This is a genomic window from Pseudomonas sp. IPO3774, assembly GCF_013386835.1.
Taxonomy (GTDB): domain Bacteria; phylum Pseudomonadota; class Gammaproteobacteria; order Pseudomonadales; family Pseudomonadaceae; genus Aquipseudomonas.
In genome coordinates, this window is the sequence record NZ_JACAQY010000038.1 from 16,047 (window position 1) to 35,765 (window position 19,719).

Here is a 19,719-nt window from a genome sequence, read left to right on the forward strand (position 1 = left end):
GGCGCTGAGATGGCCCGACTATACCTCACCTCTTGTTCAGAACCCTGGCCAACCGATCGCCGCCCAACTGAATCACGGCTACCAGGATCACCAGCAGCACAATCACGGTGAGCATGATCTGCGTGTCAAAACGCTGATAGCCATAGCGATAGGCAATATCCCCCAGCCCACCGGCGCCAATGACGCCGGCCATGGCCGAGGAGTTGATCATCGTCACCAGGGTAATCGTGAACCCGCCGACAATCCCCGGCAGCGCCTCCGGCAGCAGCACATGCCAGACGATATGCCAGCGCCGGCAACCCATGGCCTGCGCCGCCTCGATCAAGCCGTGGTCGACTTCGCGCAAGCTGACTTCGGCGATCCGCGCGAAGAACGGCGTGGCCGCGATGGTCAACGGCACCACCGCCGCCCACACGCCATAGGTGGTGCCGACGATCAACCGGGTGAACGGAATCAGCGCCACCATCAAAATCAAAAACGGGATCGAGCGGAACAGGTTAACGAACGCCCCCAGCACCCGATTCAAGGCAGGCGCCTGATAGATGCCGCCCTTGTCGCTGGTCACCAGAAACACCGCCAGCGGAATCCCCACCAGCAATGCAATCAACGACGACACTCCGACCATCAACAGTGTGTCGATGGCGCCCTGCAATAAACGATCAAACCACATAGCCCAGCACCTCCACCTGTTGTGCCCAGCGCCCGGCGCGGCTGCGCAGTTCTTCGGCGGTCAGGGACGAGCCGCTCACCGCCAGCAGCAATTGCCCCAAGGCGTGGCCCTGGATGCGTTCCACACCGCCTTGCAGCAAGCGCACGCGCCCGCCGAGGGCGCTGAACAACGCAGCAAGATCGGGTTCGTCTTCGGCACTGCCAGTCAGTTGCAAGCGCAGCACCACGGCGGCGTCCTTTGAGGTCGGATTGGCCTGCAGGCGGCTTTGCAACTCTTCAGGCAGGCCATGTTGCAGCGGCGCCAGCAGGGTTTTACTGACCTCATGCTGCGGGTTGCCGAACACTTCCCACACCGGACCTTGCTCGACCACATGGCCGTGTTCCAGCACCACCACGCGGTCGCAGATTTCGCGAATCACGGCCATTTCGTGGGTGATCAGCACGATGGTCAGGCCCAGGCGTTTGTTGATCTCCCGCAGCAGGCCGAGGATGGATTGCGTGGTCTCAGGGTCGAGCGCCGAAGTGGCTTCGTCGCACAACAGAATCTGTGGGTCATGCACCAGTGAGCGGGCGATGCCCACCCGCTGTTTCTGCCCGCCGGACAGCTGGGCCGGGTAAGCCTGGTGCTTATCCTGCAAACCGACCAATTCCAGCAGTTCACGCACCTTCTTCTCGCGCTGCTCCTTGGGCACGCCTGCGACTTTCAACGGCAGTTCGACGTTCTGCCACACGGTCTTGGCCGACATCAGGTTGAAGTGCTGGAAGATCATGCCGATGCGTCGGCGCAGGGCGACCAGGCGGTCTTCGTCGAAGTCGCCGATGTCCACCTGGTCAATCAATACCCGGCCGCTGCTCGGTTGTTCCAGGCGGTTGATGGTGCGGATCAGCGACGACTTGCCGGCGCCGCTGCGGCCGATGATGCCGAAGACTTCGCCGCGCTGGATCGCCAGGTCGATGCCTTGCAGGGCGGGCACGGATTGGCCGTCATAGGTCTTGCCCAGGTTGATAAAGCGCACGTGCGCGCGATTCAGGTCCGGGTGCAGTTCTGTCTGCTCGGCGTCCCTGGGCGGCAGGCCCAGGTCGCGCAGTTGAGAGTGGGCGGCGGTCATTTTTTATCTTCCCAGCCGACTTGGTAGAGCTTGCCAAGGGATTTATCCAACGCGGCGCGCACCACCGGCGAGTGCTGGTAGATGTCGACGAACTTGATCACCCGCGGGTCGGTTTTGCTCTTGGGCTGGACCACGAACTGGATCACGTATTCCGGATGGTCGAGGCCGTCGAACAGCAGCGCCGACTCGGCATCGAAGGTCTTGGACAGGCGGATATACGCCGGGTAGCCCTGCACCAGGTCGGCGTCGTCATAAGCGCGCACCAGTTGCACGGCTTCGACTTGCAGGATCTTGATCTTCTTCGGGTTGGTGACGATGTCTTCTTCAGTGGCCTTGTAGCCCACGCCCGGCTTGAGCGTGATCAAGCCGGCCTTGGCCAGCAGTTGCAGGCCGCGACCACTGTTGATCGGGTCGTTGGCAATCGCCACGCTGGCGCCCTGGGGCAGGTCGTTGATGCTCTTGTACTTCTTCGAATACAGCCCGACGTTGTTGATGATGCCCGGCGCGTACGGCACCAGGTCAAAGCCAGCGGCGGCCTTGGCGTTTTCCAAAAACGGGATATGCTGGAAGTAGTTCACGTCGATATCGCCGGCTGCCAGGCTGACGTTGGGTGCGATCCAGTCGGTGAATTCCACCAGTTCGACTTTCAAACCCTGTTTGCCGGCCTCTTCGACGGCGGCTTCCAGGGGAATGGCGAAGGCGGCGGTGGTGCCGACTTTCAAGGGAGCGTCAGCGGCGAATACCGCCGAGCTGAACAATCCGAGGGCGAGAGCCAGTGCTTTGACTGGGTGGCTGAGCAATGTTTTTTTCATAGTGGATTTCCAGTCATAAGGTGTGAGTGCAAACAACTCGGTCAACTGTGGGAGCGGGCTTGCTCGCGAAAGCGGTGTGTCAGTGAATGCATCCGGCGACTGATACAGCGCTTTCGCGAGCAAGCCCGCTCCCACATTTTGGTTCAGTGGCGGTAGGTGGAGCCGGTGTGTTGTTCAGGCAGGTGCGCCGAGTGGTGGAAGACTTTCTCCCGCAACGTCCCGGTCTCATACGCGGTTTTGTACGAGCCCCGGCGCTGCAGCTCCGGCACCACCAGTTCGATGAAGTCGACGTAGCTTTCCGGGGTGACGATGCGCGTCAGGTTGAAGCCATCCAGGCCGGTTTCGCTGATCCATGATTCAAGTTCATCCGCCACCTGTGCCGGCGAACCCACCAGGGTGATGTAGCGCCCGCCCAGGGCGTGCTGCTCAAGCAACTTGCGCCGGGTCCAGTCATTGTTCTGCAGGTTCTTGGTCGCGGACTGGATGGCGTTGCTCTTCACGTACTGGATCGGTTCGTCGATTTCGTACTGTGAAAAATCAATCGCCGTGGATGCCGAGAAATGCGCCACGCCGGCTTCCGCACTGGCGTAGCTCAGGTACTCGGCGTGCTTGGCCCACGCAGCTTCTTCGGTGGCGCCGACAATCACGTTCAGGCCCATGAACACCTTGATATCGTCCGGGTTGCGCCCGGCTTCCACGGCGCTGGCGCGCACCTTGTCCACCTGGATCTTGGTCGAGGCCTTGTTCTGCCCGCTGATGAATACGCACTCGGCGTGGCGCCCGGCAAACAGCAGCCCACGGTCGGAGCTGCCCGCCTGGAACAGCACCGGCGTGCGCTGCGGCGACGGCTCGCACAGGTGATAACCCTCCACCTGATAGAACTCGCCCTTGTGCTCGACCTTGTGCACCTTCTCCGGCTGGGCATACACCCGCGCCTGCGGATCGTTGATCACCGCGTCGTTTTCCCAGCTGCCTTCCCAGAGTTTGTAGAGCACCTCCAGGTATTCGTCGGCCTGGTCGTAGCGCCGGTCGTGCTCGACCTGCTCGGTCAGGCCCATGGCCTTGGCGGCGCTGTCGAGGTAGCCGGTGACGATGTTCCAGCCCACCCGGCCACGGCTCAGGTGGTCGAGGGTCGACATGCGCCGGGCGAACAGATACGGCGGTTCGTAGGTGAGGTTGGCGGTCAGGCCGAAGCCAAGGTTTTTAGTGACCGCCGCCATGGCCGAGACCAGCAGCAACGGGTCGTTGACCGGCAGCTGGATCGCTTCCTTGAGCGGCACGTCCACCGAGTTCTGGTAGACGTCATACACGCCGACGATGTCGGCGATGAACAGCCCGTCGAACAGTCCGCGTTCCAGCAACTGCGCCAGTTCGGTCCAGTACTCGATGGTTTTGTACTGGGTCGAGTTGTCCCGTGGATGGGTCCACAGGCCATGGTTGATGTGCCCGATGCAGTTCATGTTGAAGGCATTGAGCAGGATCTTTTTCTTCGCCATCAGATAGTCCCCCGCAGTGGCGGGTTTTCATCGTTGAGGTAGTAATTGCCCACGGCGTGGTACTTCCAGCGCACCGGGTCGTGCAGGGTGTGTACCCGGGCGTTGCGCCAGTGGCGGTCCAGGCCGTGTTCGGCGAGGGTCGCCTGGCTTCCGGCGAGTTCGAACAGGGTGCTGCCGGCCGCCAGGGAAATCTCGGTGCTGAGGGCGCGCACTTCGGCGACCGCGATGGATGCGGCCGCGACGGTGCCGGCATTGCAGTCGGCCTGGGCGCGGTCGAGGAATTCGCCTGAGCGTTCCAGCAGGGCTTCGGTGGCGTGCAGGCGGATGCTCAAGTGGCCGAAGCTTTTCAGGGTCAGCGGATCTTCGGTGGCCTTGTCGCTGGTGGCATCGATCCACGGCCGGGTCTTGGTGCGCACGAAGTGCAGCGCATCCTCATAGGCAGCGCGGGCGATACCGGTGTCGATGGCGGCGTGAAGGATCTGCGCCAGCGGGCCGACAGTGGTCGGGCGTTCGAAGGCACTCTGGAACGGGATCACGTCCTGGGCCGCGACCCACACGTTATCGAACACCACCGAACCGCTGCCGGTGGTGCGCTGGCCGAAGCCGCTCCAGTCGTCGATCACGCTCAGGCCCTCGCTGTCACGGGTGACAAAGGCCAGTTGCTGCACACCGTTTTCGTCCACCACGGACGTGGGAATACGTTGGGCGTAGATCGCGCCGGTCGAGTAGAACTTGCGGCCGGTGATACGGAAACCGTCACCGTCGCGGGTGATCTTGGTGATGCGGTCGTGGGCGGTCTTGGTGCCCAGTTCTGCCAGCGCATTGCCGAAGCGCTGGCCGGCGAGCACTTCGGCGTACAGGCGTTTTTGCTGCGCCGGGCTGCCGTTCACCCGCAGCACTTCGAGGGCATAAAAATGGTTTTGCGGGATCTGCCCCAGGGACGCATCCGCCTGGGCAATCAGTGCCGTGACTTTGGCCAGGGTGACGTTGGAAACGCCGGCACCACCGAACTCCTTGGGTACGCTGATGCCCCACAGGCCGGAGCGGGAAAACACGTCCAGCTCAGGCAAGGGCAGGCGGCGTTCACGGTCACGCAAGGCGCTGTCGCGGCGGAAGTCTTCGGCCAGGTCGCTGGCGACAATGAGGGCTTGTTCATCGCTGGTAATAACCGCGACGTGATGAGAAAGGGTCATGCGTATTCTCCAGAGGTCTGGTCGGTTAAATCCAGGAATGTCGGGCAGGTAAAGTGCCGTTCAGGTGATAGGCGCCCACCGCGTGGTACTTCCAGCGGACCGGGTCGTGCAGGGTGTGCACCCGGGCGTTGCGCCAGTGGCGGTCGAGGTTGAATTCGGCGAGGGTCGCGCGGCTGCCGGCCAGTTCGAACAGCTTTTCGCTGGCGAGCAGGGAAATCTCGGTGGTCAGCACCTTGGCTTCGGCCACGGCAATCGAGGCGCGTGCGGCGGACTGCGCGGTGATCGGCGCGGCGCTGACTTGGTCCAGTACCTGGCCGGCCTTGCGCAGCAGGGCTTCAGCGGCGTGCAGTTCGATCTTCAGCTTGCCGATATCGGCGATCACATACAGGTCATCGCTGGCCCGTTCGACCTTGGCGTCGATCCATGGCCGCGAGCGTTCGCGTACAAAGCTGATGGTGTCGTCGATCGCGCCACGGGCGATGCCGGCGTCGATGGCCGCCTGGATCAATTGCGAGACTGCGCCCTGGATGCCCGGTGTTTCGCCGAGTCGCCAGGTTTCCACCACCAGTTCGGCGTCCACCGCCACTTGATCCAGCAGCACTGTGCCGCTGGCGGTGGTGCGTTGGCCAAAGCCGGACCAGTCATCGACGATGCGCAGGCCTTCGGTGCCACGGCGCACGAACGCCATGACGACTTTGCCGTCATCGTTCAAGGCCTTGACCGCCACCCAATGGGCGAACAGCGCGCCAGTGGAGTAGAACTTCTGGCCACTGACGACGTAGCCGTCACCTTCGGCGGTGATGCGTGACTTGAGGTCCAGGGTGTTTTTGGTACCGCGTTCCGGGCCGCCGTTGCCGATGCGCCAGCCGTCCAGCACGCTCTGGAACAGCTGCTTTTTCTGGCGCTCGCTGGCCGCACCTTGCAGCACGTGCAGGATGCCGAAATGGTTCTGCGGGATTTGCCCCAGCGCCGGGTCGGCCGCGCTGATGATCGCGAACACCTCGGCCAGGGTCACGAAGGACACCTGCGGGCCGCCGTACTCACGGGGAATGGAAATACTGCCCAGGCCGCTGCGGGTGAAGTGTTCGATTTCAGCCCAGGGCAGTTTGCGTTGCTGATCGCGCCTGGCCGCTTGCAGGCGCGCGGCCTGTGCCAGCTCGTGGGCGGCGCTCAGGGCCTCGGCGTCGTTGCGCAGCACTTTGGCGGGCAACAACAGCGGGGCAACGTCCAGATCACTCTGGGGGGGTGTTTGTGCCAAGTTAGACATCAGCGCCGCTCCTTGGCTGCACGCAATGCCCTGGCGTTACGCACCGGGGTAATTTTGACCATACCTACCTCACATCCGTTGAAAAGATAAAAAAATCAGGAATGTCCGGTGGTCCGGTGCATATACCCTAAGCGTGTTAAATTTTTTAATAAACTAACTTTTAGGAATATGCATAGAAGGTCTGTCACCCCGGTTCACAGGGCGAGCCGGGGCGACGGGGTTGGTAGGCCAGCGGGGCCCTGGCGGGGCTGGTCGGGGCCTGGGGAGCGAGCGCGGCGATGCGCAGGATGCGGGCTGGCGCCCAGCTTGAATTGTTGCCGACCCGGTCGAGAATGCAGTAGGTCACTTCGAGACGATGGTCATCCCCGGCTTCGACAATGATGGCCGACGGCACCCACACCTGCACCGCCTTGCCCACATCGCCAGCCTGGATGCTCGGCAGGTCCAGGCGCACGTCACCCCAGCGCAGGGTGATCTCGTCATCGGTCGCCATGTTCAGGTACGGCTCGATGGTCAGGGGCACGCCACGGCGGATCTGGCTGCTGTTGACGCCATGGCGACGGATGGTCTCGGGCAGGCTGACGGCGGCCAGGTTCTGGTTTTCATCAAGGCTCAGTGCCGAGGGCATGCCGCCGGGGTAGTCGGTCTTGACCTGCACCCGGGTGATGGCCGAGCGCGCCGGGCCGTGGCCGACCTGCATGACCCGGTAATGAATCCGTGCCGGGCCATTTTGCACAAAGCTCTCCGGCACTCGCAGGCTGGTGGGCATGCCGATCTTGCCGGCGGTGATACGCCGGGAGGCGGCAAAGCAGTTGTTCCAGAACAACTCGATCAGGTCGCCCTCGTCCATGCCGCAGTAAGGCGCGATGTCGACCTGCAGGTTTGTCGCAGCGAGGGCATTGATGCCTTCTCGATGGGCCTGGGGCAAGGTCGGGGCAGTGAGCAGCGCCTGGGTGGAAATACGCTTCATAAATAATCTCCTTGGTGCAGCCAGCAGCAATCGTTCCGGACATCAGGCGCGGGCAGGCGACGTAGTCCGAAAGAAACGATTTAATAAAAAACCAGAATGGATCCAATCCTCTGGGCGTTAGATAAGAGGCTTGGTTAGTTGGCGTCAAGAGGCTGGGCGGGGCAAACAGGGGGTTATGGAATATTCAGAAGGGTCTTACTGGGAGAGCGCTGCAAGTGCGTGCTTCAGGGTGACTTTTACCCAATGAATAAAGGGTGTTTCCCCAAAAACACTAAAGAGGCGAGTTGCCTTTCGGCAACTCTATAAAGCGAAGCTTCTTACAATGAATCGGCGCAAGTTAGTTGTTGATGAACTTGCTGAGAAACTGCCGGGTACGTTCTTCTTTCGGGTTGGCAAACAGCGCCTTGGCTTCGCCTTGTTCAACAATGACGCCCTTGTCGAAGAAGATCACCCGGTTGGCCACATCCCGGGCGAAACTCATTTCGTGGGTCACGATGACCATGGTGCGGTTTTCTTCCGCGAGGCTGCGAATGGTCGCCAGCACTTCGCCTACCAGCTCCGGGTCCAGGGCCGAAGTCGGCTCATCGAACAGGATCACCTCCGGCTCCATCGCCAGGGCCCGGGCAATGGCCACCCGTTGCTGCTGCCCACCGGAGAGGCGGCGTGGATAGGCGTCTTCCTTGCCTGCCAGGCCAACCCTGGCCAATAGCTTGCGGCCCAGGGCATCTGCGGCGGCCCGGGGCATCTTCTTGACCACGATCGGGCCTTCGATGACGTTCTCCAGGGCCGTGCGGTGCGGGAACAGGTTGAAGTTCTGGAACACAAAACCCACGTGCTGGCGCAGGCGCCGCACCAAGCTTTGCTGTTGGTTGAGCGGGCGGCTGCTGTCGATCTCGATGTCACCGACCTTGATTCGGCCACTGGTGGGTTCTTCGAGGAAATTCAGGCAGCGCAGCAAGGTGGTCTTGCCGGAACCGCTGGGGCCGATGATGGCGACGACTTCGCCTTCCTTGACCTCAAGGTCGATCCCGTTAAGCACCACCTGACCCTTGAATTGTTTGGTCAGTTTTTCAACCACGATCATGCTTCAAGACTCCAGGTCATGCCGGTTGACTCGTGCTTCCAGGCGGTTTTGCACGTGCGCCAGGACGCTGGCAAGAATCCAGTAGATCAAGGCGGCGGACAGATACATGGTGAAAATTTCGAAGGTACGGGCCGAGACCAATTGCGCCTGGCGGAACAGCTCCGGCACCTGGATGGTGGCGGCCAGGGCAGTGTCCTTGACCAGGGAAATAAAGCTGTTGCCCAGCGGCGGCAAGGCCGTGCGCATGGCCTGCGGCAGGATGGCCCGGCGCAGGGTCTGCGCACGGGTCATGCCGATACTGGCCGCAGCTTCCCACTGGCCGCGCTCGATGGAACCGATGGCGGCACGCAGGATTTCACAGGCATAAGCAGCCATGTTCAGCGAGAAGCCGATCATGGCCGCCGGGATCGGATCCAGCTCGATGCCCACTTGCGGCAAGCCGTAGTAGATCAGGAACAGCTGTACCAGCAAGGGCGTGCCGCGAAAGAACGACACGTAGACGCGGGCGGTCCAGCTCAACAGCTTGAAGCGCGACAGGCGCATCAAGGCCAGGCCGAAGCCCAGCAGCAAGCCGAAAAACATCCCGCCGAGGCTAAGGATGACCGTGAAGTACGCGCCCTTGAGCAGAAAGGGCGCGGAGTCCAGCGCGAGTTGGAAACCTGCTTCCATTATTGAGTAACGTCAGCGTTGAAGTACTTCTCGGACAGCTTCTTCAAGGTACCGTCGGCGCGCAGTTCGTCCAGAGCCTTGTTCACCGCGGCCAGCAGTTCAGGCTCGCCTTTGCGCAGGGCAATACCGGCTTCCTGACGGGAGAACGCAGCACCGGCAGCGGCGGTGTCCTTGGCTTTCTTGGCGTATTCCAGCGCGGCGAGGCGGTCGATCAGGATGGCGTCGACACGGCCGATGCGCAGGTCCTGGAACTTGGTTGGGTCATCGTTGTAGGTTTTGACGATGGCTTTCGGTTGGTTTTCCTTGAGCCATTGTTCGTAGTTGGTGCCCAGGCCCACACCGATTTTCTTGCCGGCCAGGTCGTCGGCGGTCTTGATGGTGTCGACGTTCTTCGCCAGGGTCAGCGCCTGGATCCCGGAGACGGTGTAAGGCTTGGAGAAGTCATACTTTTCCTTGCGCGCATCGGAGATGGTCACCTGGTTGACGACCGCATCCAGACGCTTGGATTCCAGGGCGGCGAGGATGCCATCCCACGGCGTGGCTTGCAGCTTGACCTTGACGCCCAGCTTCTTGGCCAGCGCTTCGGACAACTCGACCTCGAAACCGCTGAGCTTGCCGCTTTCATCGACGAAGCTGAACGGCGGGTAGGTGCCTTCCAGGCCAATCTTGATTTCGCCGGCTTTCTTGATGTTGTCCAACTGCTCGCCGGCAACTGCCTGACCGAGCCACCCGGCGCCAAGCGCCAGCCCCAATGTGCCAACCAGTAAAGTGCGACGGAATACGGAAATAGTCATGAAGAGCCCCTGTGTTTTTTATGTTGAGCGATGCAGGTGACGCGGTAGTCGTATCCTGCCTTAAAAGCGCGGTGTGTGGGAGCCGGGCTTGCCCGCGATTGCATCAACTCGGTGTTTTGGATCTGCCCAGTCATGCGTATCGCCATCAAGCTCGCCTACGGCGCGACTATAAAGCCGGTTTTTAAGACTTGAAAATAATATAAAATCAGATTGATATTTCTTTATGGAATATCAAAAGTTCGAATCATAGGCAAACAACGCCGGTGCGCCACCCGTGTGCAGGAAGATGATCGGCCCCTCTTCAAAGCGCTGGCGTCCAATGCCATCCAGCAACCCGGCCATGGCCTTGCCCGTGTAGACCGGGTCCAGCAGCAGGCCTTCCTGGCTCGCTACCAGCTTGATCGCCGCCAGCGTGCCGGCACTCGGCTCGCCATAACGGGGGGCGAAGTACTCGTCCCACAGGATCACCTTGAACGCGTCCGGCAGCGGCACGCCGAGCAATTCGGCCGTACGTTCGGCCAGGCCCTGCACCTTGGGGCGCTGGGCTTCGTCGGTACGGGACACCGTGATGCCAATCACTTGCAGGTCGGGCAGCACTTCGGCCAGGGCCAGGGCCAGGCCGCTGTGGGTGCCGGCGCTGCCGGAGGCCAGGACCACGGTGGAGAACGGGATGCCGCTGTCTTCAATCTGCCCGGCTAGTTCCAGCCCGGCGCGCACGTAACCCAGGGCGCCGAGGGCATTCGAGCCGCCGATGGGCACCAGGTACGGCTTCTTGCCGTTGCTGCGCAGGCGGTCGGCGAGGGCGTTGAGCTGGTCGTCGACGTTGTCCAGGTTCTCCACCAACTCGACCTTGGCGTCGAACAGCTCCAGCAACAGGCGGTTGCCGTTGGCCAGGTAGTTGGGGTCTTCGGTGCCCGTCGGGTTTTCCAGCAGGGCAACGCAGCCCAGGCCCAGCTTGGCGGCCAGCGCAGCGGTCTGGCGTACATGGTTGGACTGGATCGCGCCGGCGGTCACCAGGGTGTCGGCACCCTGGGCCAGCGCATCGGCGGCGAGGTATTCGAGTTTGCGCAGTTTGTTGCCGCCCATCGCCAGCGGCGTGGTGTCGTCGCGTTTGACGTAGACGTCACGCCCCAGCCAGGCCGACAGCCGCTCGAGTTTTTCCAGGGCGGTGGCGCCGCCCAGCAGTTCCAGACGGTTAAAGCGGTCGAGCTGTTGTTTGATCATGGCTACGCACGGGTGGTCAGAGATGCTGGGACTATAGGCAGGCACTTTTGCGTCGGCAACCGCCAATCGCTTATGTCGACGGGTTATTAGCATTGCACTATTGGTTCTTAAGGACGCTCAGGTTCCTTGCCGTAAAGTGATGGGCATTTCGTCAGGAGTGAAGACCGTGAGTGAGCGTTCCAGTCATTGGCAATTACAGACCATCGTCAGCCAGCTGCGCAGCGCCCGGGACCAGTGGCGCACCCGCAACGGCCGGGTCAGCGGCGAGCAGGGCGGGCGCGAGCTGCCTTCACGGGAAGCCGTGGCGCAGATTCTCGAGGCGTTGTGTGGTGCTCTGTTCCCCATGCGTCTGGGGCCGGTGGACCTGCGTGAAGAAAGTGAAGACTTCTACGTCGGCCACACCCTGGATGTGGCGCTGAATGCATTGCTCGCCCAGGCGCGCCTGGAGCTGCGATATGCCGCGCGGCAAGGTGGCGAGGATGACAGTGAAGTCGACGCCCATGCCATCCACCTGATCCAGGATTTCGCCCTGGCGTTGCCAGGCTTGCGCAGCCTGTTGGACACCGACGTGCTCGCCGCCTACCACGGCGACCCGGCGGCGCGCAGCGTGGATGAAGTGCTGTTGTGCTACCCGGGGATTTTGGCGGTGATTCACCATCGCCTGGCGCACCACTTGTATCGGGCGGGGTTGCCGTTGCTGGCGCGCATCAGCGCGGAAATCGCGCACTCGGCGACCGGGATTGATATCCACCCGGGCGCGCAGATCGGCCCGAGCTTCTTTATCGACCACGGGACGGGTGTGGTGATTGGCGAGACGGCGATCATCGGCGAGCGGGTACGGATCTACCAGGCCGTGACATTGGGCGCCAAGCGTTTCCCGGCGGATGAGGATGGGCAATTGCAGAAAGGCCATCCGCGGCATCCGATTGTCGAGGATGATGTGGTGATCTATGCCGGGGCGACGATCCTGGGGCGGATTACCATCGGCAAGGGCTCGACCATTGGCGGCAATGTGTGGCTGACGCGAAGTGTGCCGGCGGGGGCGAACCTGACCCAGGCGAATCTGCAGCATGATGATGGGACGCAGAAATAGAGCAGCGCCCTCTCTAACGATCACACAGATCCAATGTGGGAGCGGGCTTGCTCGCGAATGCGGTGTACAGTCGCCAGAAGTGTTGGCTGACACGCCGCATTCGCGAGCAAGCCCGCTCCCACATTTTGTCTGCATTCCAAATTTGAACCGCACTACCCAAATTCGAGCCGTATTTCACTCAGCAATCGCTGAACGTTTCGTCATCCTCAGACGTCATACCTTTCCTTGAGCTAGTGTAGGAAACACCTACCACTCGGCCCTGCGATTAGTCCTCAAACCCCTATCCATGTTTAACTTGACTGTTCGTTCAAGTTAAATCGGTGGTTCGCTGCCCGCTCACAACAGGAGGCTTACCTTTGCTGAGTCCGTTTTTTACAGCCACATCCCATACCCTTGAGGTGCGCCCTACATGAGTGCATCGTCCACACCTTCCAGCGGTCTGGTCCGCATGAACCCGCCGGTGTTTTACTTCGCCGCGAGCTTCATCCTGCTGTTCGGCCTGACCGTCATCGCGATTCCCGAACAAGCCGGCGCCTGGCTGCTGGCCGCACAAAACTGGGCGGCCAACACGGTCGGCTGGTACTACATGCTGGCGATGACCCTGTATCTGGTCTTCGTGGTGGTCACCGCGTTATCGGGCTACGGCAAGATCAAACTCGGTGCCGACCACGACGAGCCCGAATTCAGTTACCTGTCCTGGGCCGGCATGCTGTTCGCCGCCGGGATCAGCATCACGCTGTTTTTCTTCTGCGTGTCCGAACCCCTGACTCACCTGGTGCAACCGCCCCAGGGCGAGGCCCTGAACGGTGACGCGGCGCGCCAGGCCATGCAGATCCTGTTTCTGCACTGGGGCCTGCATGGCTGGGGCGTGTTCGCCTTCGTCGGCATGGCCCTGGCGTACTTCGCCTACCGGCATAACCTGCCGCTGGCGTTGCGCTCGGCGCTGTACCCGCTGATCGGCAAGCGTATCAACGGCCCCATCGGTTATGCGGTGGACGGCTTCGGCATCATCGCCACGGTGTTCGGCCTCGGCGCCGACATGGGCTTTGGCGTGTTGCACCTCAACTCAGGGCTCGATTACCTGTTCGGCGTGGCCCACACCCAGTGGATCCAGGTCGGCCTCATCACCTTGATGATGGGCGCGGCGATCCTGGTGGCGGTCTCCGGCGTCGACAAGGGCGTGCGGGTGATGTCCGACATCAACATGCTGCTGGCCTGCGCGCTGCTGCTGTTCGTGTTGTTCGCCGGCCCTACCCAGCACTTGCTCAACACCCTGATCCAGAACATCGGCGACTACCTCGGCGCCTTGCCGACCAAGAGTTTCGACCTCTACGCCTACGACAAACCGAGCGACTGGCTGGGCGGCTGGACCGTGTTTTATTGGGCCTGGTGGATCGCATGGTCGCCGTTCGTAGGCCTGTTTATCGCGCGCATTTCCCGCGGTCGTACCATCCGTGAATTCGTGTTCGGCGTGCTGTTGATCCCGCTGGGCTTCACCCTGGCGTGGATGTCGATCTTCGGCAACAGCGCCATCGACCAGGTGCTCAACCACGGCCTTGCGGCGCTGGGACAGTCGGCCATTGATGACCCGTCGATGAGCCTCTACCTGCTGCTGGAAACCTACCCGTGGAGCAAGACGGTGATCGCGGTCACGGTGTTTATCAGCTTCGTGTTCTTCGTCACCTCGGCTGACTCCGGCACGGTGGTGCTCTCTACCTTGTCGGCCAAAGGCGGCAACGCCGATGAAGACGGGCCGAAGTGGCTGCGGGTGTTCTGGGGCGCGATGACCGCGTTGGTGACCAGCGCGCTGTTGTTTGCCGGTAGCATCGACTCGCTCAAGTCGGCCGTGGTGCTGACCTCGCTACCGTTCTCGATGATTTTGCTGCTGATGATGTGGGGGCTGCACAAGGCGTTCTACCTCGAATCCCAGAAGCAGATTGCGCAGATGCATTCCCTCGCACCCGTGTCGGGCTCACGCAAAGGCACGGGCGGTTGGCGCCAGCGTTTGAGCCAGGCGGTGCATTTCCCGTCACGGGATGAGGTGTACCGTTTCCTCGAGACCACGGTGCGTCCGGCCATCGAAGAAGTGACGGCGGTGTTTGTCGAAAAAGGCCTCAACGTCGTCACCCAGCCTGACCCGGCCAACGACAGCGTCAGCCTGGAAATCGGCCACGGCGAACAGCATCCGTTCGTGTACCAAGTGCAGATGCGCGGCTATTTCACCCCGTCATTCGCACGGGGCGGCATGGGTTCCAAGCAGCTCAACAACCGCCGCTACTACCGGGCGGAAGTGCACTTGAGCGAGGGCAGTCAGGACTACGACTTGGTGGGCTACACCAAGGAGCAGATCATCAACGACATCCTCGACCAGTACGAACGGCACATGCAGTTCCTGCACCTGGTTCGTTAAGGCTCAGGCCCTGATAAACAGGGCCAGTGCCACCAACGGCGCACCGAATACCCCGCTGCCGATCACCAGCTCCGAGACCAGGGGCTGGCCGGCAGTGACCACACCTACCGCGCCGTTCACCACCGACACCACCAGCCAGATCCCGACAAAGCTGTAGGCCAGAATGTGCCGGCTGACGCCCAGCTTTTGGCCGATGAACAGCATCAGCGCGAGGAGGATCAGGCCGGCGGTGATGACGAGGGCGGTGTGCATATCTGAAGTCTCCTGATACCCGCTGATTTTCCGTGAACAGCAAACCTGTGGCGAGGGAGCTTGCTCCCGCTGGGCTGCACAGCGGCCCCAAAAAAGATGGGAGCGCTGCGCACTCCAGCGGGAGCAAGCTCCCTCGCCACAATATTAGTGCGTCGTAGAGTGAGTGCTGCGTGGCCTTCAGACCAAACCACCATTGGCCCGCAGGATTTGCCCGTTCACCCAACCACCGGCCGGGCTCACCAGGAACGCCACCACGCTGGCGATATCTTCCGGTTGGCCCAGGCGTTCCAGCGGTGCCATCTTGGCCAGGCCCTGGATCTGCTCTTCGCTTTTGCCATGCAGGAACAGTTCGGTCGCCACCGGCCCCGGGGCAACGGCGTTGACGGTGATGCGCCGGCCGCGCATTTCCTTGGCGAACACCTGGGTCAGGGATTCCACCGCCGCCTTGCTGGCGATGTACACCGCATAACCGGGGAAGTTGAGGCCGACGGTGCTGCTGGAGAAATTGACGATGCGCCCGCCGTCGTTCAGGCGGGTGGCGGCTTCACGCAGGGCGTTGAAGGTGCCGCGGGTATGGATGTCGAAGTTCTGGTTGTAGAGCTCATCGCTGTGTTGGGCCAGCGGCAGCACCTTGAGGATCCCGGCGTTGTTGATCAGCACATCAACCTTGCCCAGTTGGGCTTCGGTCTCGTCGAACAGGCGCTTGACGTCGGCGGCGCTGGCCACGTCGCCCTGGATCGCTATGGCTTGGTGGCCGGCCTGGCGCAACTCCACTACCAGCCTTGACGCTTCGATGGCGCTGTTGGCGTAGTTGATGGCGACGGCATAACCGTCGGCAGCCAATTGTCTGGCAACCACGGCGCCGATGCCGCGTGAGGCGCCGGTAACGATAGCAACTTGGGTAGTCATGATCTGGTTTCCTTGGGGGAGTGGTTGGGTGTGGAAGCAGATTCACATGTTTACCCAGGCCGATAAATGCGCCAGAGTTGCCTTGACTGTTCAAGAATCGCCAACAATGGAGACGCGCCGTGGACCAGGTCAAAGCGATGAAAGTGTTCGTGAGGATTTACGAACGCAGCAGCTTCACGCTGGCGGCCGATGACCTGAACCTGCCGCGCGCCACCCTGACCCACACCCTCAACCAGTTCGAGGCCTGGCTCGGCACGCGCCTGCTGGAACGCAGCACCCGCCGCGTCCGCCCGACCCTCGATGGCGAGGCCTATTACCTGCGCTGTGTCCAACTGCTGGCGGAGCTGGAAGAGGCGGAACTGGCCTTCCGCTCGGTGGCCCCCAAGGGCCGCCTGCGGGTGGATTTGCACGGCACCCTGGCCAAGTACTTCGTGATCCCGGCGCTGCCGCAATTCATGGCGCGCTACCCGGAAATCGAGCTGTCCATCAGCGAGGCGGACCGCTTCGTCGACCTGATCGCCGAAGGCGTGGATTGTGTGCTGCGGGCGGGCACCCTGGGGGATTCGGCGTTGATCGGTCGCCGGGTTGCGACGCTGCGCCAGGTGACCTGCGCGAGCCCGGCCTACCTGCGCAAATACGGCGAGCCGAAGCGCCTCGCCGACCTGGGCGAGCACCGTGCGGTGAACTATGTTTCACGCACCACCGCGAAGCTGTTCCCCTTCGAATTCATGGTCGACGGCCAGGTGCAGGAAGTGACGATCGAGGGGGCACTGTCGGTGTTCGGCGCAGAGATTTATTCCGCCAGCGCAGTCGCCGGACTGGGCATTATCCAGTGCCCGCACTACCGCATCGCCGAGCTGATCAACCAGGGCGTGATGCAGGAAATCCTCATTGATACACCACCGCCGCCCATGCCGGTTTCGGTGCTCTACCCGCAAAACCGACACATGTCGCCGAGGGTGCGGGTGTTCGTCGATTGGCTCGCCGAAATCTTCGCCACTGCCCGCTAACCCGCGTCTTTACTGGGTTTCTTAAATTTAATTTCATCCGGGTAAAGGGTGTTTTGACTCCGAACTGTCACATGGCCATCGCCTAATTGTGTGAAGCGTTTGACGCTTTCATTTCAGAACAGTGACGGAGACCGGTACCAATGAAGACGTTATTAAGCCCCATGGTGGGTGCCGCCATGGCGAGCTTTATGCTGTCCGCCCACGCCGATTTTATCGATGACAGCCACGCCGACGTGACCCTGCTCAACCGCTACCTCAACCAGCAGGGGCGGGATGTGGTGAACAGCAATAACAAGGCCCACAGCATCCGTGACTGGGGCCAGGGTTTTGAGTTCAACTTCAAGTCCGGCTACACCGATGGGCCGGTCGGCTTTGGCCTGGACCTGCAGGCGTTCTACGGTTTGAAACTGGACTCCGGCGGCGACCTCAATGACAAGGATCACCAGGGCCGCTACCCCGGCAGCATGTTCCCGCTGGATAACGGCAAGTCGGCCGACCAGTTCGGCGTGCTCAGCCCGACCTTCAAGATGCGCTTCGCCCAGGATGAATTGCGCGTCGGTACGCTGTACGGCAACAACCCGGTGCTGGCCAACACCGACGGCCGCCTGTACCAGCAGACCAACACCGGCGTGCAGTTGGTTTCCAAGGACTTGACCGACTTCACCTTTACCGCCGGTGACATCCTCAAGACCAAGATCCGCAACGAAACCGGCGACCAGGGCATGATCACCGCCGGCGGCACCAAAGAGAGCGATCGCTTCCTCTACGGCGGCGCGGACTACAAAGGTTTGCCGGACACCACCGTCAGCCTGTGGTACTCCAACCTTGAGGATTACTACCAGCAGTTCTTCCTCGGTGCCAAGCGTCATGACGCCTTGCCTGTCGGCGCGATCGACACCGACGTGCGCCTGTACCGCAGCCTGGGTGTGGGTGAAAACGCCGCGGGCGACAAAGACTATTCGGCTGCGGGTCTCTACGGCGATGGCACCTCCAAGGGCCGCATCAACCAGTCCACCGTCAGCCTGTTGGAAAGCTACAGCCTGGACGGCCATACCGTCGGCCTGGGCATCCAGAAAAACAGCGGCGACAGCGACTTCCCGTACCTGGATTCCGGCCTGAACAGCGGTGCCAGCAACCAGGGCCCGGGCTCGGGCGCCGACACCCCGGCACTCACCAACATGCAACTGAACAAGTTCCAGCATGCCGGCGAGCGCACCTGGCTGGCGCAGTACAAATATGACTTCGGCAAACTCGGTCTTAACGGCCTGACCTTCGCCACGTCCTACGCACACGGCGATGACATCCGCACCACCCAAGGCACTACCAGTGAATGGGAACGTAACGTCACCGTGGCTTACCAGGTGCCCACCGGCACCCTCAAAGGCCTCGGCGTAACCTGGCGAAATGCCCACGCCAGCCCGGATATCACCGGTGCCACGGTGCAAGATGAAAACCGCTTCTATGTAAGCTACGTCGTTCCACTCTGGTAGGACTTTGCTGTAAAAGGGATAGGCAGACTTAAGCGATTCAGCTGCTTAAAAGGCCCGGGAATATGCTTATTCCCGGGCCTTATTTGCCCCAAGTCCAAGAGAGGATTCGATGACTTACATTGCTGCCGAAAACCGCTATGAATCTATTCCTTACCGCCGTGTATGTCGCAGCGGACTGGTGCTGCCGGCACTGTCCCTGGGGCTGTGGCACAACTTTGGCGACAGCACCCCGATCGATACCCAGCGCGCCTTGCTGCGCACCGCGTTCGACCTGGGTATCAACCACTTCGACCTGGCCAACAACTACGGCCCTCCATACGGCAGCGCCGAGATCAACTTCGGTCGTTTGCTGCGGGAAGACTTCAAGCATTACCGCGATGAACTGATCATCTCCAGCAAGGCGGGCTGGGACATGTGGCCGGGCCCTTATGGCCAGGGTGGCGGTTCGCGCAAGTACGTGCTGGCGAGCCTCGACCAGAGCCTGCAACGCCTGGGCGTCGACTACGTGGACATCTTCTACTCCCACCGTTTTGATGCCGACACCCCGCTGGAAGAAACCGCCAGCGCACTGGCCACCGCCGTGCAACAGGGCAAGGCGTTGTACATCGGGATCTCGTCCTACTCCGGCGTGAAAACCCGGGAAATTGCGGCGCTGCTCCAGGAGTGGAAAGTCCCGCTGCTGATCCACCAGCCGGCCTACAACCTGCTCAACCGCTGGGTGGAAAAAGACCTGCTGGACGTCACCGAAGAACTCGGTGCCGGGGTGATCGCGTTCACGCCATTGGCCCAGGGCCTGCTGACCGACAAATACCTCAACGGCGTACCGGCGGATGCGCGGGTCAATCGTCCGGGGGGTGGTTCGTTGCAGGCCAAGCACTTGTCCGAGGCCAACATCGCCCACGCCCGCGCGCTGAATGAAATTGCCAAGCGCCGTGGCCAGAGCCTGGCGCAGATGGCGTTGGCGTGGACGTTGCGTGATCCACGGGTCACCAGCGCCCTGATCGGCGCGAGCCGGCCGGAGCAGATCATTGAAAACGTCGGTGCGTTGCAGAACCTGAGCTTCAGCGCGCAGGAACTGGCGGAGATTGATCGGTTTGCCCAGGAAGGCGGGATTAACCTGTGGGAGAAGCCGTCTACGGCTGAATAAGCGGTAGAGCCCGATTCCGGCATCAACCTCTACCCAATGTGGGAGCGGGCTTGCTCGCGAAAGCGGAGTGTCAGTCACTGGATATGTCGACTGATTCACCGCTTTCGCGAGCAAGCCCGCT

18 protein-coding genes are annotated in these 19,719 nt (G+C 61.6%); 5 read left to right on the forward strand and 13 right to left on the reverse strand.

The window, feature by feature from the left end:
- Positions 1–25: 25 nt before the first annotated feature.
- From HYE77_RS20995 to HYE77_RS21045, 11 genes are all read right to left on the reverse strand, one after another.
- The gene (locus tag HYE77_RS20995) at positions 26–670 is read right to left on the reverse strand and encodes a methionine ABC transporter permease (RefSeq protein ID WP_177069270.1); all 645 of its coding nucleotides are present in this window, start codon (positions 668–670) and stop codon (positions 26–28) included.
- Positions 660–1,778 carry a methionine ABC transporter ATP-binding protein gene (locus tag HYE77_RS21000; RefSeq protein ID WP_102367883.1) on the reverse strand — a complete coding sequence of 373 codons (1,119 nt, stop codon included), beginning with the start codon at positions 1,776–1,778 and terminating at the stop codon, positions 660–662. Before HYE77_RS21000 ends, HYE77_RS20995 begins: the two co-directional genes overlap by 11 nt.
- Positions 1,775–2,590: a MetQ/NlpA family ABC transporter substrate-binding protein gene (locus tag HYE77_RS21005; RefSeq protein WP_003211844.1), complete on the reverse strand. Its 816-nt coding sequence runs from the start codon at positions 2,588–2,590 to the stop codon at positions 1,775–1,777. The genes HYE77_RS21000 and HYE77_RS21005 overlap by 4 nt, the downstream gene beginning before the upstream one ends.
- 143 nt (positions 2,591–2,733) lie before the next feature.
- Positions 2,734–4,086 (reverse strand): LLM class flavin-dependent oxidoreductase, encoded by a 1,353-nt coding sequence (locus HYE77_RS21010; RefSeq protein WP_003211846.1) that lies wholly within the window; start codon positions 4,084–4,086, stop codon positions 2,734–2,736.
- Complete coding sequence (locus tag HYE77_RS21015) at positions 4,086–5,279, reverse strand: SfnB family sulfur acquisition oxidoreductase (protein ID WP_177069271.1); 1,194 nt, start codon at positions 5,277–5,279, stop codon at positions 4,086–4,088. The genes HYE77_RS21010 and HYE77_RS21015 overlap by 1 nt, the downstream gene beginning before the upstream one ends.
- A gap of 25 nt (positions 5,280–5,304) precedes the next feature.
- Entirely contained in the window at positions 5,305–6,546 is a 1,242-nt protein-coding gene (locus HYE77_RS21020) for an SfnB family sulfur acquisition oxidoreductase (RefSeq protein ID WP_008435817.1), read from the reverse strand.
- Between the two features lie 184 nt (positions 6,547–6,730).
- The gene (locus HYE77_RS21025) at positions 6,731–7,516 is read right to left on the reverse strand and encodes a hypothetical protein (protein WP_003211852.1); all 786 of its coding nucleotides are present in this window, start codon (positions 7,514–7,516) and stop codon (positions 6,731–6,733) included.
- Between the two features lie 337 nt (positions 7,517–7,853).
- Positions 7,854–8,600 carry an L-cystine ABC transporter ATP-binding protein TcyN gene (tcyN, locus tag HYE77_RS21030; RefSeq protein WP_134325540.1) on the reverse strand — a complete coding sequence of 249 codons (747 nt, stop codon included), beginning with the start codon at positions 8,598–8,600 and terminating at the stop codon, positions 7,854–7,856.
- Between the two features lie 3 nt (positions 8,601–8,603).
- Positions 8,604–9,269, reverse strand: a complete 666-nt coding sequence (gene tcyL / locus HYE77_RS21035; protein WP_003211857.1) for a cystine ABC transporter permease — start codon at positions 9,267–9,269, stop codon at positions 8,604–8,606.
- Complete coding sequence (gene tcyJ / locus HYE77_RS21040) at positions 9,269–10,063, reverse strand: cystine ABC transporter substrate-binding protein (RefSeq protein WP_003211859.1); 795 nt, start codon at positions 10,061–10,063, stop codon at positions 9,269–9,271. Before tcyJ ends, tcyL begins: the two co-directional genes overlap by 1 nt.
- 231 nt (positions 10,064–10,294) lie before the next feature.
- The gene (locus HYE77_RS21045; protein WP_177069272.1) at positions 10,295–11,287 is read right to left on the reverse strand and encodes a D-cysteine desulfhydrase; all 993 of its coding nucleotides are present in this window, start codon (positions 11,285–11,287) and stop codon (positions 10,295–10,297) included.
- 166 nt (positions 11,288–11,453) lie between these two features.
- On the opposite strand from HYE77_RS21045, the gene epsC reads away from it, so the two are divergent.
- Together epsC and betT are read left to right on the forward strand one after the other, a co-directional pair.
- On the forward strand, positions 11,454–12,380 hold the full coding sequence (gene epsC / locus HYE77_RS21050; protein ID WP_008435810.1) for a serine O-acetyltransferase EpsC: 927 nt from the start codon (positions 11,454–11,456) through the stop codon (positions 12,378–12,380).
- Between the two features lie 448 nt (positions 12,381–12,828).
- Positions 12,829–14,790 (forward strand): choline transporter BetT, encoded by a 1,962-nt coding sequence (gene betT / locus HYE77_RS21055; RefSeq protein ID WP_177069307.1) that lies wholly within the window; start codon positions 12,829–12,831, stop codon positions 14,788–14,790.
- A gap of 3 nt (positions 14,791–14,793) precedes the next feature.
- Here the strand turns inward: betT and HYE77_RS21060 are convergent, their stop codons facing one another.
- Positions 14,794–15,042, reverse strand: a complete 249-nt coding sequence (locus tag HYE77_RS21060) for a hypothetical protein (RefSeq protein WP_003211868.1) — start codon at positions 15,040–15,042, stop codon at positions 14,794–14,796.
- Positions 15,043–15,219: 177 nt separating this feature from the next.
- The gene (locus HYE77_RS21065; protein ID WP_177021019.1) at positions 15,220–15,951 is read right to left on the reverse strand and encodes an SDR family oxidoreductase; all 732 of its coding nucleotides are present in this window, start codon (positions 15,949–15,951) and stop codon (positions 15,220–15,222) included.
- Between the two features lie 119 nt (positions 15,952–16,070).
- Here HYE77_RS21065 and HYE77_RS21070 point away from each other — a divergent pair, with 119 nt between their 5' ends.
- The 3 genes from HYE77_RS21070 to mgrA all read left to right on the forward strand — a co-directional run bounded on the left by HYE77_RS21070 (position 16,071) and on the right by mgrA (position 19,598).
- Positions 16,071–16,961 carry a LysR family transcriptional regulator gene (locus HYE77_RS21070; RefSeq protein WP_087692729.1) on the forward strand — a complete coding sequence of 297 codons (891 nt, stop codon included), beginning with the start codon at positions 16,071–16,073 and terminating at the stop codon, positions 16,959–16,961.
- Between the two features lie 161 nt (positions 16,962–17,122).
- Positions 17,123–18,451, forward strand: coding sequence for an OprD family outer membrane porin (locus HYE77_RS21075; RefSeq protein ID WP_080673292.1), 1,329 nt, complete (start codon positions 17,123–17,125; stop codon positions 18,449–18,451).
- A 109-nt stretch (positions 18,452–18,560) separates the two neighbouring features.
- Positions 18,561–19,598, forward strand: a complete 1,038-nt coding sequence (mgrA, locus tag HYE77_RS21080; protein ID WP_177069273.1) for an L-glyceraldehyde 3-phosphate reductase — start codon at positions 18,561–18,563, stop codon at positions 19,596–19,598.
- Positions 19,599–19,719 lie beyond the last annotated feature (121 nt).